We start from the raw sequence: 14,741 nt of genomic DNA, 5'->3' as shown, positions 1-14,741 counted from the left end.
ATCTGTTATAACATTTGTTTTGTCATTTCGTACAAAGCTATCGTTGTAGCCTGAACTACATTCATACTACTATTTTGCCCAAACATATTGATATGCATTATTACATCACACAATTGTAAAGTTTCTTTTGATACCCCAAAGTTTTCACCACCGACAATAAGTACTATTGACTTTTTGTTAGTAAATGAAATAGAATTTATTGCTTGGCTATTATTAGTAATTTCTAAGCCAATAACCAGATGACCTTCATTTTTAAGAACTTTAACATGTGTTGAAGCATCTCTAATAATTTCAAAATCGACAACCTTTTCTGTAGATCGCGACGTTTTTGTCATTTTTCTTCCTAAAGGAATGTGTTCTCCGCAAAAGATAAGTTTTTCTATTCCAAAAGCATCTGCGGTTCTAAACAAACTACCAATATTTGGAGCATTTGCTACTTGCTCACATATTAATGTAATTGGGAATTGTCTGGATTTAAAATTGGTATTGTAGTGATCGAGTTGTTTCAATTCTCAAAAGCGTATTTAATAATATTAGCTCCCATTTTTAAAGCTTTTTCTCTTACATCATCTGGGTCATTATGCACTTCTTGATCTTCCCAACCATCTCCTAAATCGCTTTCAAAAGTGAAAAGCACTACAAGCCTGTTTTTATAAAAAATGCCAAATGCCTGAGGTTTTTTTCCGTCGTGTTCATGTATTTTAGGCAAGCCTTGTGGGAATTTAAATGCACTACTAAAAATTTTGTGAGTTGTTGGAAGCTCTAATAATTCTGCATTTGGAAATACTTTTTTTAGTTCCTTTTTTATATAAGGTTCCATCCCATAGTTATCATCGATGTGTAGAAATCCTCCAGAAGTTAAATAGTTTCTTAGGTTTTCTGCATCTTTATCACTAAAAAACACATTGCCATGACCCGTCATGTGGAGTAGTGGGTACTGAAAAATATCAACACTACCAACGTCTACAGTTTCTGGTTTTACACTTATTTTTGTGTTAATATTTGCATTGCAAAAAGAAATTAAATTGGGTAGAGCAGTTGGGTTACTATACCAATCTCCACCACCTTTATATTTTACTATAGCCAAATCTTGAGCAGATAATGAAATAGAAAAGATGCAGAATAAAATTAAAAAAAGTAATCTCATTAATTATTCATTTTTAAATGCAACACTATGACAAGCTACTATAGCTGCTGTTTCTGTTCGTAACCTTGTCTTTCCCAAAGTTACAGGAATAAAATCATTTAGTATTGCACTTTTAATTTCTTTAACACTAAAATCACCTTCAGGACCAATAAGTATTGTAACACTTTTGTTTGGAGTTAGTTCTTGCTTTAATGATTTTCTGTCTGTATCCTCACAATGGGCAATAAACAGTTGACCAGTAAATGTTTGATTTATATAATTTTTGTATGTGGTTGCTTGATTCAGTTTTGGTAAATAGTAATTTAAAGATTGCTTCATGGCAGAATGCAATATTTTTTCTAAACGCTCAGGTTTAACAACTTTTCTTTCGCTATTGTCACATATTATGGGTGTAATACTGTCTATCCCAATTTCTGTTGCTTTTTCTAAAAACCATTCGTAACGGTCGTTCATTTTTGTTGGAGCTACTGCGAGATGTAACTCATATGGTTTTTTTTCTTGAAAGGCTTTAGATTTTATATTTGCGGTACAATGCTTAATTTCTGCTGTAATAATTTCGGCAGTAAATAGCCATCCTTTTCCATTAGTTATATGTAATAAGTCGCCAACAGATTTGCGTAAAACTTTAACTATGTGTTTACTTTCTTCTTTAGAGAAATGAATTTGAGGTGTATCTTCTAAAATTTCAGAATTATAAAAAAGCTGCATTATTTAACGGGCTCTGTGTATTTTAGTACTTTAATTTCTTCAATCAATTTGGTGTCTTCAGTTTTTAAAACTACGTAATAGCTATTACTTTCTGGGACATCTATTGTAAAAATATCATCTACATTAAAATTGCCATGTATTATTGGAGTTTCAAAATCTGGATGCATGTCTCCTTGTGTAAACCATCCCAAATCTCCACCTCTTGTTGCATTTTCATCTATAGAATAATGTTTTGCTAAATCTTCAAACCTATAACCTTCATTGAATTTAGATATTATTTTATTGCGAAGCGAATTGATTTCTTTTGGAGTCTTTTTCGTACCATCTAATAAAATATAACTCACTTTATGATAAGGGATTTCAATTTTATCAATGACTTTGTAATAGGTTTTTCTTGTATCTGTTCTATATATTTTTTTTCCTCCTTTGCTAAGTTTAAACAAATCGCTAGCAAGGCGTGTATTATGCTTTTGTTTATTAAAAGTTATTAGTTTTCCTTTTTTTGAATTCTTTTCTAAAAAGGAAGTAGCTTGAGCTTCTGTTTTTATTGTATCTAATACTTTTTCTATTCTTTTTTGTGAAAACGTAGCTGTTGTAACTAATAATGAAATTATAAATAATAATGATTTAAGCATAATGTTAATTTCTGGTTTTGCTCAAATTTAGTAGGAATCGCTTATCACAAAACATAAGCGAAACTAAGTTTTTAAGAATTGATTGTTTATAACTTATATTATTTAGTGTAGATGCGGTTTTCTTGCTCTGCTACTCTAATAAAAGTTGTTCGTTTAGTTAATTCTTTTAGTCGTTCGGCTCCAACATAAGTACACGTACTTCGTAAACCTCCCAAAATATCTTGAAGTGTATGTTGAACATTACCTTTAAAAGGAACTTCGACAGTTTTGCCTTCACTAGCTCTATATTTTGCAACGCCTCCAACATGTTTTTCCATAGCTGTTTGAGAACTCATACCATAAAACTGTTTATAGGGTTTTCCGTTACGTTCTACCAATTCGCCACCACTTTCATTATGACCTGCAAGCATGCCGCCAAGCATAACAAAGTCAGCTCCAGCACCAAATGCTTTAGCAATATCACCAGGAATAGCACATCCTCCATCACTAATTATTTGACCGCCTAGACCATGGGCTGCATCTGCACATTCTATAATTGCAGACAGTTGAGGATAACCAACACCGGTTTTTACTCGGGTTGTACAAACAGAACCTGGACCAATACCAACCTTTACTATATCTGCTCCAGAAAGTAAAAGTTCTTCAACCATTTCTCCTGTTACTACATTACCAGCAATAATAACTTTGTCTGGGTATTTCTCTCGAGTTTGCTTTACAAAATTTACAAAATGCTCAGAGTAACCGTTGGCAACATCAATACATATAAATTTAAAATGTGGATTGAATTGAAATATTGAAGCCAATTTCTCGGCATCTTGGAGTCCTGTACCAGTGCTAATTGCAATATGGTTTTCAATGCCTTCAGGTGCATTTGAAGAAAACACATTCCAATCTGTAATAGAATAATGTTTATGAATTGCTGTAAATAACTTTTGTTGTGCGAGTGCTGTTGCCATTTCAAAAGTGCCAACAGTATCCATATTTGCTGCCATTATAGGGATTCCGTTCCACTCAACTTTGCTATTTAAAAAAGTAAATTTGCGCTCTAAACTTACTTGAGACCTACTTTTTAGTGTTGATCGTTTAGGACGAATCATAACATCTTTAAAGCCTAATTTTATATCATATTCTATTCTCATGTGTCAAGAAAATTTGGTTACCATCAAAAATAAGTGATAGTACAGGTGATATAAAAAAATGTTTTTAAGAGTTGTTAACAGTAATTGAATTTCATTAATATAGATGAATTATTTTACAGCTATCATGCTAATTTCAACATTGACAAATTTTGGTAGATTAGCAACTTCAACTGTTTCTCTAGCTGGAGCAAATGCTTCGTCAAAATATTGAGCATAAACTTCATTTATTTGAGCAAAGTTATGCATGTTACTAATAAAAATTGAAGTTTTTATTACATTGTTAAAAGTCATTTCTGCTGCTTCTAAAACAGCTTTAAGGTTTTCCATGACCTGTTTTGTTTCTTCAGTTATAGAATCTAAAACTAAGTTTCCAGTATCAACATTAATAGCGATTTGACCAGAAGTATATAAGGTATTTCCATTTAAAACGGCTTGACTATATGCGCCTATTGGCGCAGGTGCTTTAGATGTGTAGATAATTTTTCTCATAACAATTTATTTTATAATTGTTGATCACGTTGTCTACGCTTATCATATTTAAGATCCTTAAGTAGACTTGATTTAATACCAATAAAAAAGTTCCAAGACCCATAGGTTCCAAAAGGAACCCAGCTAAAATTCATACGCCAACTAAGTAAATCACGTTCAAAACGTAATTGTGTTAATGTAAACCCTTTGTTTTTAAAGTCATAACCTGATGATGCTCCAACGGACCATCGAGGTGATAACTCAACATCACCAGAAAACATTAGTGAGTGCGATGATATTTCATTTTGTCTTATTCTATTTGTGTAATTAACAGCATATGCTAAGCGTAAATTCCATGGAATTTTATAATTATATAGGTCAATAGGTTTTTCATCTTTTTCTTTGCCATCATCATCTGTTAATCGTTTATCAGCAAAATCTTCGGGTCTTCCAAATAAATCATCTGCACGTCCACCACTTCTTAAAGATTCATTTATTGCTGTATCGTTAGATTTATCATTGCCATCGAAGCTTTTGCTTGACAGTGTATAACTCATATTGATATTAGCAGAAGTAAGCCTAAATAAACTACCACCATTATTGATATTAAACTTATCAATTCGTCTATTATTATTGTCTAAAGCATAAGGATCTAACTCGGCTCCAAAATTAATACTCATTTTATCATTTAATATTTGAGTACCTCCAGTAACCTTAACAGAGCTAAATTTTAAAGAATCTGCAGCAAAATTATATGAAGAAGAAAAATTCAAATTATTTAATAATATAATTTTTTTTGGTTCAGTAGCAGTACTATCTTTATCTCTAACTTTAGCTTCAAAATTATTTCCTAAAGAGAAACCTAAAGAACTAGAGAATTGATTGCTAGGTGCGCCAAAAATTGAACCCTGAAACCTTGTGTATTCTTCTCTAGTTGTTCCGTTTGCATCTATAATTTCAAACGAATCATAATATTGGTCAAAAGCTGGGTTTATATTGTAACTTATAGAAGGTCGCATAACATGACGTATAGCTTTAATTTTTGGATCTTTGCCTTCTTTTTCAAAATCAAATAAACCATAAATTGTCGTGCCTATATTTGCACTAAAGTTATAGGTATAAAAACGATCAAAGCCATTTAAATCTTCGGTAATAATCTCATCGTTTATTTCGTCATGATATTTATTAATAGTGTTTAAGGTCCAATTCTCTTCAAAATTTGCACTAGCACTTATACTAAAGTACTTAAATGCTTTAAAGTTTGTTGCGATCGGGATTGAGTGTTTCGCGCCAACACGTGCATCATCAAACATTTCTTTTTTAAAGAATAGTGAATCTGTGGTTTGAATTCTGTTTTCTGCTCTAACGTTATATTGAAAATTTATATTTTGAATGATTCCTTTTTTTGATCCCGTTTTTGGCTCGAAAGGGAAAACCCTGCTAACACTTCCTTGAAATGTAGGTAGCGTCATATTTATAATTTCTGTATTAGTATTTTGAGAATGTGTAGCGGTCAGACTCATATTCACCTGTGGTTCTCCTTGAAAGGTTTTAGAATATGAAACCGATGATGATAAGGTGTTATTTTGAGAATTTGGAATGTTTAACTGATTAATAGATTGTTGATAATACGTACTACTACCAAGGTTTACTGAAGCAGAAAATCGAGAGTTTGGATTAGACTTTGCGTCTTGACTATGCGTCCATCTTAAATTGTAAATGGTGTTTTGAGTAAAACCAGGAAAACCGCGTTCGCCATTTAGTAAATTTTCATATCTAAAACTTAAATTACCTCTAAATTTGTAACGAACAGCATAGTTAGATTCTAAGCGTAAACCATAACTACCATTGGTATAATAATCTCCAAGGGTTGCTAAATCAAAATAATCACTTATGGCAAAATAATAACCTCCGTTTTGCAAAAAATAACCTCTGTCATTTTGCTCTCCAAAACTAGGAAATATCACTCCTGAAGTTTGTTTTTTTGACATAGGAAAATATGCAAAAGGCAAACCTATTGGCGTTGGTACATCATAAATAAATAAGTTTGTGAGTCCTGTAACAACTTTTTTGCCAGGAACAACTTTTGCTTTTCGCATTAAAAAATAATACTCGGGATCATCTAAATTTTCAGAAGTAGTAAACTTTCCGTTTTGAATAAAATAAACAGAATCATTTTCTTTTTTAGTAAGTTCAGCAATAATGGTACCACCACTTTGTTCGGTACGCGAATTAAAAATTAAAGCTTTCTTGCTTTCAGTATTAAAAATAATCGAATCTGGTTCTACAACATTTTCGCCTTGCTTAAATACCGGAGCTTGCGTATAATTTCCAGCAGAATCTTTTAGTCTTCCAGCATAAACTAAATTTTTACTATAATCAATAACAATAGTTCCAGATTTAATTTCCATATCGCCATAATAGACTTCAGCTTCATTATATAAAAAAATTTTCTGTAGTCTTTGATTTATTGAAACGTAATCTTTGGCTTTATAATTAACAATATCTTTTAAGAATTCTTTTTTAAGTGGTATAGAGTCGTTTACAATAGAATCTGATTCCACAATGTTTTCTGGAATAGGATTGATAACCGAATCAATTTTTATGGTAGTCGTCTCAGATTGTGGTTTAGGCTTAATAGGTTCGGTAGACTTTGGCAAATCTTGAGCATAGCTAAAAGTGTTAATAAACACTGTAAAACTTAACAGTAAAAGTATGTGAAAGCTATTTGTACGCAATGCTTTTAAATGTATTTTTGTAAAAGTATGGCTCGGTTTTTGAACTGCCAAAATTACATATATTTTTTTGTGATTAATTTAATATTTAATTAAAATTTTAAAATAAACTTTTACAAAACGAGATTGAGTAATAAATCTAGTTTTTTAGCCGTTTGAACCCTTATGAGAACGAACTTTAAATTCATATTCGTATTAATAGCTGTAATATTTACAAGTAATTTAACATCTGTACAAGCTTTTCAAAATAGTAATGACAAATTTGTAGTGGTTTTAGATGCTGGTCATGGTGGTAAAGATCCAGGTAAACCATCTAAAGCAGGTTATAAAGAAAAAGACATTGCTTTAAAAATTGTATTAGCTGTAGGTAAGGCTTTAGAGAAGAATAAAGATATAAAAGTAGTTTACACTCGAAAAAAGGATGTGTTTGTAGATTTATTTGTTAGAGGAAGAATTGCTAATAAAGCTAATGCTGATTTGTTTATCTCTGTACATTGTAATGCGCATACATCTCAAGCCTATGGAGCTGAAACTTATGTTTTGGGTGTGCATAGAAATCAAACAAATTTTAATGTTGCTAAAGCAGAAAATGAGGTGATTTTCTTAGAAGAGAATCATGAGAAAAACTATGAAGGTTTTGATCCAAGCTCACCAGAATCTGCAATAGGGCTTACATTAATGCAAGAGGAGTTTTTAGATCAAAGCATACAATTAGCTAAAAACATTCAAGATAATTTTACATATAAACTAAAACGTAAAAATAGAGGTGTAAAGCAAGCAGGATTTATTGTGTTACATCAAACGGTTATGCCTAGTGTTTTGGTTGAAACAGGTTTTATAACCAATACACGAGAAGGCAAATACCTAAACTCTAAAAAAGGACAAACAGAATTAGCAGCTTCAATAGAAAAAGCAGTTCTAAAATATAAATCTGTATTAGAGCAAAATGTAGGCGAAGAGTTATTTGAAGAAGCCGAAAACAACATTGCATCAAATAATACAGAAGCTTCAGAACCTGAATTAATCTATAAAGATGTTATTTTTAAAGTACAAATAGCCGCAAGTTCAAGAAAGTTAATGCCTAAATCTTATAATTTTAAAGGTTTAGAAAATATTTCTAGAGAACAGGTGAATAAATTGTATAAGTACTTTTATGGAAATACTTCAAATTATAATGAAGCTAAACGTCTACAGGAAAAAGCCGAGCAAAAAGGGTATTCTGGTTGTTTTATAGTTGCTTATAAAGATGGAAATCGAATTAACCTATCGGATCTTGAAAAACAACAGTAAATTAAAAGCATTCTTTATATATTTATTGTTAATTTTGTCAGTAACTAAATAACTTATACATTGAAAATCTCAAGAGAAGTAAAAGCAGCAATATTAGTTGTTTCAGGTATATTACTTTTTATATATTTATTTAATTACCTTAAAGGAGAAAGCGTGTTTTCTAATGAAAACACATACTATACAGAGTTCGAGTATAATGCGCTTACAATGTCTTCTCTTGTTACTATAAAAGGAAACTCGGTTGGTAAAGTAAACGATATTACTTACGATTTTGAGTCAGGAAAAACTAAAGTCTCATTTAGTGTAAACCCAAAATTAAAATTCTCAAAAAATAGTGTTATTAGGTTGTATGAAACTGGCCTTATGGGCGGTAATGCGCTTGCAATTATTCAAGCGGAGGATAATGACTATGCAAAAAATGGCGAGTTTATAGCATCAGAAGTGCAACCTGGTTTAATTTCTAGTCTTACAAAAAACTTTTCAGGATTGAGTACAGATTTAGATCGCACATTACAATCTGCAGATACGTTATTAGTAGGGCTTAATCATTTGGTAACAGATGAATCTGATCAAGGTTTAAAGAGTACCATTGCAGAGCTTAATACTACATTAAAATCATTTAAAAAGTTATCTTATTCTCTTCAGAATGTAGTAAAAAAGAATGATGATAAAATTTCTACCCTATTAGAAAACTTTGGTAAAGTTAGTGAGAATCTAATTGTTGTTTCAGACGATTTTAAAAATGTTAAACTCAGCAAAACAATAAACAATTTAGATAAAACATTAGCCTCAATGAACTCTATGTTAGCATCAATTGATAAAGGTCAAGGCTCAATAGGTAAGTTGCTTAAAGATGAAAAACTATATAATAATTTAGAAGGGGCAACTAGAGAAATGGAAGAACTCTTACGCGATATAAAATTACATCCAGCTCGTTATAGACGTATTCTATCTAAAAAAGAGATTCCTTATAAAAAAGAGGAAAACTAATTAGCTAAAAACTATGAACTACTTACCAAACATATTTTTTGCAATTGCACTTATAATTGGCTTTGGGTATTTTGCAAATAATGTAAAAAAACTTATACGTAATATTAAGCTTGGACAAGATGTAGATGTTAGTGATAATAAATCACAGCGTTGGAAAAACATGATTAATATTGCACTTGGGCAAAGTAAAATGGTACGCCGTCCAGTTTCAGGATTTCTTCATATAATCGTATATGTTGGCTTTATCATTATAAATATAGAAGTGCTAGAAATTATTATTGATGGTTTATTTGGGACACATCGTATATTCTCATCAATAGGAAGTACTTACGGTTTTTTAATTGGCTTTTTTGAAGTATTGGCCGTCCTAGTTTTTATCTCAGTAATTATATTTTGGATACGACGTAATATCATTAAAATAAAACGATTTTGGAAGGCAGAAATGACTTCATGGCCAAAAAATGATGGTAATTTTATCTTATATTTTGAGATGGTTTTAATGACCTTGTTTTTGGTTATGAATGCTACAGATGTTCATTTTCAAGAGATGAACACAGGTAATGTTATTAGCCAATATATAACACCATTATTTAATGGTGTTTCTGAAAGCACATTACATATTATTGAAAGATCCGCTTGGTGGCTACATATTTTAGGAATATTAGTATTCTTAAACTATCTATACTTTTCTAAACATTTGCATATTCTTTTAGCATTTCCTAATACATTTTTTGGCAGCGTAAAACCTAAGGGTCAATTTAAAAATTTAGAAGCTGTTACTAAAGAAGTAAAAATGATGATGGATCCAGAAGCTGACCCTTTTGCGGCAGCACCTGAAGGAGCAGAAGATGAAATTCCAGCAAAATTTGGAGCTAGTGATGTTCAAGATTTAAGCTGGGTAAACCTTTTAAACGCCTATACATGCACAGAATGTGGTCGGTGTACAAGTGAATGTCCTGCAAATCAAACAGGAAAAAAACTATCTCCTCGTAAGATTATGATGGATACTCGCGATCGCCTTGAAGAAGTTGGTAAAAATATAGATGCTAATAAAGGCAAATTTAAAGATGATGGTAAGCAATTATTAGGCGATTATATAACTAATGAAGAAATTTGGGCTTGTACAACGTGTAATGCTTGTGTAGAAGCTTGTCCGGTAAGTATAGACCCTCTAAATATTATTATGCAAATGCGCCAATATTTAGTAATGGAGCAAAGCGCAGCTCCAATGGAACTTAATAATATGATGACCAATATAGAAAACAATGGAGCGCCTTGGCCTTACAACCAAATGGACCGCTTAAATTGGGCTAAAGAAGAATAACTCTAAACATAAACGCTAGAATATATGAGCGAGCAATTAAAAGTGCCTACAATGGCAGAATTTATGGCAGAAGGTAAACAACCAGAAATTTTATTTTGGGTTGGATCTGCGGGCAGTTATGATGATAGAGCTAAAAAAATCACAAAAGCATTTGTAAAAATATTAAACAAAGCTAATGTTGATTTTGCTGTTTTAGGAACAGAAGAAAGTAATACTGGAGATGTTGCTAAACGTGCCGGAAATGAGTTTTTGTTTCAAATGCAAGCAGTAATGAATATTGAAGTGCTTAATGCTTATGAGGTTAAGCGAATTGTAACATGTGATCCTCACTCATTTAACTGCATAAAAAATGAATATCCAAATTTAGGAGGTGTTTACGACGTTATGCATCATACACAATATATTGAAGAATTAATAAGCTCTGGACGGTTAAACGTTGAGGGTAACACTTATAAAGGAAAACGTGTCACATTTCATGACCCATGTTATTTAGGAAGAGCTAATAGTGTTTATAATGCGCCTAGAAGTGTACTTAGCAAAACAAATGCAACCATTGTTGAAATGAAGCGGCATAAAGGAACAGCTTTGTGTTGTGGAGCTGGAGGCGCACAAATGTTTAAAGAACCAGAAAAAGGAGATATGGATATTAATGTTCTTAGAACAGAAGATGCCTTAAAAACAAACCCTGAGATTATTGCAACAGGTTGCCCTTATTGTAATACTATGATGACAGATGGTGTAAAAGCAAAAGAAAAAGAAAATGACATACAGGTTATGGATGTTGCCGAGCTTATTGCTAATGAACAAGGTTTATAATATGGCTAAAGTTGATAAAAAACGAGTAGTTACAGCTGCTTTTGTTGGTGGTGTGATTTTCTGTTTTATTGTATTGCTTGTCGATTACTTTTTAGGAAGAGATTTTTCATGGAAACGATTAGGCTTTTATTTTGTGTTTGCTACAATAATGTATGGATTTTTAACTTATAGAAATTTTAAAAAGCAAAATAATAAATAAGAAGATGTTGAAGTTACGCTGCTTGCTTAATTTATTTATTGCTAATATTATAAATCGCTAATCAAAAATCTTAAATCGTAAATAAATAGAATAATGCTAGTAGATTTTAATACATTACCAGAAGAATCACGTGTTTGGATATACCAAGCTAATCGTTCATTTTCTGATGTTGAGTTAGATGAACTTAAGTCTAAACTTGAAATTTTTATAGAAAACTGGACAGCTCACGGAAGCGATTTACAATCTGGATATAATATTGTATATAAGCGATTTATAGTAATTGGACTAAATCAAAACTTGAATAACGCTACAGGTTGTAGTATAGATGCTTCAGTACATTTTATTCAACAATTAGAAAAAGACTATAACGTTGATTTAATGGACAAAATGAATGTATCTTACAAACAAGGAGAATACATCGCATATAAAACATTATCAGACTTCAAAAAAATGGCAAAAGACAAAGCGGTTTCTAAAAACACAATTGTCTTTAATAATTTAGTTAATAATATTGCTGAGTTTAAAGAAAACTGGGAAGTGCCTGCAAGTGAAAGCTGGCATAGTCGTTTTTTAAAATAATAAAGCATTAAATCAAAAAATCCTTTCATATTTTAAGTAGAATATTGATTTTTACCGCCTTAAAATAAAAACGTGACTGCAAAATTATGGCTAAGGATATTTTCCTATTAAATATTTCTGGACAAGACAAACCAGGACTAACTTCTGGTTTAACAAGTGTTTTAGCGCAATATGACGCTAAAGTATTAGATATAGGTCAAGCAAATATACATGATACATTATCCTTAGGAATAATGTTTGAAATTGAATCTGGAGAAAAATCATCAGCTGTACAAAAAGATTTACTTTTTAAGGCTTATGAGCTAGGTATTACTGCAAAGTTTACGCCTATTACACTTGATGATTACGAGCATTGGGTTGGTCTTCAAGGTAAGGACAGATACATAATTACAATTTTAGGAGAAAAACTTGCTGCACAACAAATATCTGCAGTAACTAAAGTTATTTCAGAAAAAAAGTTGAATATAGATTCTATTAAAAGACTAACAGGACGTTTGTCTCTTGAAAAAAAGGACGAATATCCTAGAGCTTGTGTTCAATTGTCCATTAGAGGAAAAATCGATTGTAAAACTGATTTTACTGAGAAATTCATGCAAATTTCACATGATTTAGATGTTGATATTGCATTTCAAGAAGATAATATCTACAGACGAAACAGACGTCTAGTTTGTTTTGATATGGATTCTACTTTAATACAAACAGAAGTTATTGATGAATTAGCAGAATTAGCTGGTGTTGGAAATGAAGTAAAAACAATCACAGAATCTGCAATGCAAGGAGAAATAAACTTTAATGAAAGTTTTATTAGACGCATGAAACTACTAAAAGGCTTAAAAGAAGAAGTCTTGCATGATGTTGCTGTAAATTTGCCTATTACTAAAGGCGCAAGAAGACTAATAGATACTTTAAAGAGTTATGGATTTAAAACAGCAATCTTATCTGGTGGGTTTACTTACTTTGGACATTATTTACAGAAAGAATTAGGTATTGATTATGTGTATGCTAATCAATTAGAGATTAAAGATGGTGTTTTAACGGGCAACTATCTTGGCGATATTGTAAATGGCGATAAAAAGGCTGAATATCTTAAGCAAATAGCAGAAAAAGAAGGCATAAATATTAGTCAAACAATTGCAGTTGGTGATGGTGCAAATGACCTTCAAATGCTTAATCTTGCTGGTTTAGGAATTGCTTTTCATGCAAAACCAACTGTAAAAGATAATGCACAAAGTTCTATATCAAGTATAGGCTTAGATGGCATCTTGTATTTATTAGGTTATCATGACAGGCATATAGATTTAATAGAATAGCTTTTAGTAAGCGCTTTAAATTGTTCTTGATATTTAGTACTTATTTCAATAAAAATCACAATACTATTACCATTAAAATCGTGATATACATTCACTTATAATAAACTTCATTTTCATTTCAAAAGCTACCTATTATTTTTATTAAGAATTAATCTAAATAATTTGTTTTTTTATAAAAGAGGAATATATTTGCAATCTATTTATAATAAATCTAAATAAAAATAAGAAAAAATATGAACTTTAAATTTATCAACCTAACTTACGTATTAATATTATCACTTTTAATTGCTTCTTGCTCAAGTGATGATGATTCTTCTACTCCTACAAACACAGTACAAAAATCAGCTGTAATCGAAAATTATGCAAACATTGTTATAGCTAGTTATCAAGAAGCAATAACAGATGCTCAAGCTTTAGAAACAGCAATAAACACCTTTGTTGCAGATCCTACTGATATTAACTTTGCCGCAACAAAAACTGCTTGGAGAACTGCTAGAGAAAGTTACGGACCAACTGAAGCTTATCGTTTTGCAGATGGACCAATTGATACTGGTGCAACAGAAGATATTGAAGGTTATCTAAACTCTTGGCCTTTAGACGAAGTGTTTATTGATTATGTAAACGGCGATGCTAATTCAGGAATCATAAATGATTTAACAAAAACAATCTCTAAAGAAGAATTAGTAGGTTTAAATGGCTTTAATAATTCTGAAGCAAATGTGTCTATAGGATATCATGCTATTGAGTTTTTGCTTTGGGGACAAGATGCTACAGACCCATCAAATCTTCAGCCTGGTCAGAGACCCTATACAGATTTTGTAGATGGTGGTACAGCATCTAATCAAAATAGACGTCGTGATTACCTTGCAGTATGTGCAGATTTATTAACAGATCATTTGCAAGTAATGATTGACCAATGGAATACTAATGGAGCATATAGATCTACGTTTCTAGCATTAGATCAAGATGTAGCCTTAAAAAACATGCTTAAATCTATTGCTGAGCTTTCTGGTTCTGAGTTAGCGGTTGAGCGTATGGAAGTTGCTTTAAATAATGTAAATCAAGAAGACGAGCATTCATGTTTTAGTGATAATACACATAGAGACATTCGTTTAAACCTAGATGGTGTTGCTAACGTATATAGAGGAAGTTATGGTAGTATTAATGGTTCATCATTAGAAGACCTCATAGCAGAAGCAAACCCAACATTAGGAGCTAGTGTTTCAACTTTATTAGCTACTGCAGAAGCTGCAGTAAATGCAACAGGAACACCTTTTGATTTTGCTATTTCTGACGCAACTGAAAGTGTAAAAATAGCTACAGCTATTCAAGCTTTAAAAGATTTTAGTGATGAGTTGGTTTTAGCTGCTGCTGCTTTAGGCATTACAATTAATTTTTAAT

At 31.5% G+C, this 14,741-nt stretch carries 15 protein-coding genes; 8 read left to right on the top strand and 7 right to left on the bottom strand.

From position 1 onward, the window contains the following. Positions 1 to 5: 5 nt before the first annotated feature. The 7 genes from BXY80_RS08030 to BXY80_RS08000 all read right to left on the bottom strand — a co-directional run bounded on the left by BXY80_RS08030 (position 6) and on the right by BXY80_RS08000 (position 6,886). Entirely contained in the window at positions 6 to 509 is a 504-nt protein-coding gene (locus BXY80_RS08030) for a TrmH family RNA methyltransferase (protein ID WP_120200767.1), read from the bottom strand. Beyond that, entirely contained in the window at positions 506 to 1,147 is a 642-nt protein-coding gene (locus BXY80_RS08025; protein ID WP_120200765.1) for a DUF4159 domain-containing protein, read from the bottom strand. The genes BXY80_RS08030 and BXY80_RS08025 overlap by 4 nt, the downstream gene beginning before the upstream one ends. A 3-nt stretch (positions 1,148 to 1,150) precedes the next feature. After that, positions 1,151 to 1,855, bottom strand: coding sequence for a 16S rRNA (uracil(1498)-N(3))-methyltransferase (locus BXY80_RS08020; RefSeq protein WP_120200763.1), 705 nt, complete (start codon positions 1,853 to 1,855; stop codon positions 1,151 to 1,153). Then, positions 1,855 to 2,490 (bottom strand): peptidylprolyl isomerase, encoded by a 636-nt coding sequence (locus BXY80_RS08015; RefSeq protein ID WP_120200761.1) that lies wholly within the window; start codon positions 2,488 to 2,490, stop codon positions 1,855 to 1,857. Before BXY80_RS08015 ends, BXY80_RS08020 begins: the two co-directional genes overlap by 1 nt. 98 nt (positions 2,491 to 2,588) lie before the next feature. Beyond that, positions 2,589 to 3,629, bottom strand: coding sequence for a GMP reductase (locus tag BXY80_RS08010; RefSeq protein WP_120200759.1), 1,041 nt, complete (start codon positions 3,627 to 3,629; stop codon positions 2,589 to 2,591). A gap of 108 nt (positions 3,630 to 3,737) precedes the next feature. Then, entirely contained in the window at positions 3,738 to 4,118 is a 381-nt protein-coding gene (locus tag BXY80_RS08005; RefSeq protein ID WP_120200758.1) for a Rid family detoxifying hydrolase, read from the bottom strand. 11 nt (positions 4,119 to 4,129) lie between these two features. Beyond that, positions 4,130 to 6,886 (bottom strand): putative LPS assembly protein LptD, encoded by a 2,757-nt coding sequence (locus BXY80_RS08000; protein ID WP_120200756.1) that lies wholly within the window; start codon positions 6,884 to 6,886, stop codon positions 4,130 to 4,132. Between the two features lie 111 nt (positions 6,887 to 6,997). On the opposite strand from BXY80_RS08000, the gene BXY80_RS07995 reads away from it, so the two are divergent. The 8 genes from BXY80_RS07995 to BXY80_RS07960 all read left to right on the top strand — a co-directional run bounded on the left by BXY80_RS07995 (position 6,998) and on the right by BXY80_RS07960 (position 14,740). After that, complete coding sequence (locus tag BXY80_RS07995; protein WP_120200754.1) at positions 6,998 to 8,122, top strand: N-acetylmuramoyl-L-alanine amidase family protein; 1,125 nt, start codon at positions 6,998 to 7,000, stop codon at positions 8,120 to 8,122. A 60-nt stretch (positions 8,123 to 8,182) separates the two neighbouring features. Beyond that, positions 8,183 to 9,112, top strand: a complete 930-nt coding sequence (locus tag BXY80_RS07990; protein WP_120200752.1) for an MlaD family protein — start codon at positions 8,183 to 8,185, stop codon at positions 9,110 to 9,112. Between the two features lie 13 nt (positions 9,113 to 9,125). After that, complete coding sequence (locus BXY80_RS07985; RefSeq protein ID WP_120200751.1) at positions 9,126 to 10,436, top strand: 4Fe-4S dicluster domain-containing protein; 1,311 nt, start codon at positions 9,126 to 9,128, stop codon at positions 10,434 to 10,436. Positions 10,437 to 10,460: 24 nt separating this feature from the next. Then, positions 10,461 to 11,252 carry a (Fe-S)-binding protein gene (locus BXY80_RS07980; RefSeq protein ID WP_120200749.1) on the top strand — a complete coding sequence of 264 codons (792 nt, stop codon included), beginning with the start codon at positions 10,461 to 10,463 and terminating at the stop codon, positions 11,250 to 11,252. After that, positions 11,236 to 11,451, top strand: a complete 216-nt coding sequence (locus BXY80_RS07975; RefSeq protein ID WP_120200747.1) for a hypothetical protein — start codon at positions 11,236 to 11,238, stop codon at positions 11,449 to 11,451. Before BXY80_RS07980 ends, BXY80_RS07975 begins: the two co-directional genes overlap by 17 nt. Positions 11,452 to 11,544: 93 nt before the next feature. Beyond that, entirely contained in the window at positions 11,545 to 12,030 is a 486-nt protein-coding gene (locus BXY80_RS07970) for an ABC transporter ATPase (protein WP_120200745.1), read from the top strand. Positions 12,031 to 12,116: 86 nt separating this feature from the next. Beyond that, positions 12,117 to 13,340 (top strand): phosphoserine phosphatase SerB, encoded by a 1,224-nt coding sequence (serB, locus tag BXY80_RS07965; protein ID WP_120200743.1) that lies wholly within the window; start codon positions 12,117 to 12,119, stop codon positions 13,338 to 13,340. Positions 13,341 to 13,573: 233 nt separating this feature from the next. Further along, positions 13,574 to 14,740 carry an imelysin family protein gene (locus BXY80_RS07960; protein ID WP_120200741.1) on the top strand — a complete coding sequence of 389 codons (1,167 nt, stop codon included), beginning with the start codon at positions 13,574 to 13,576 and terminating at the stop codon, positions 14,738 to 14,740. Position 14,741 lies beyond the last annotated feature (1 nt).

This window comes from Ichthyenterobacterium magnum (assembly GCF_003610635.1).
Classification (GTDB): Bacteria; Bacteroidota; Bacteroidia; order Flavobacteriales; family Flavobacteriaceae; genus Ichthyenterobacterium; species Ichthyenterobacterium magnum.
The sequence above is the reverse complement of the archived record's forward strand: the minus strand, read 5'-3'. Positions and strand labels throughout refer to the sequence as shown.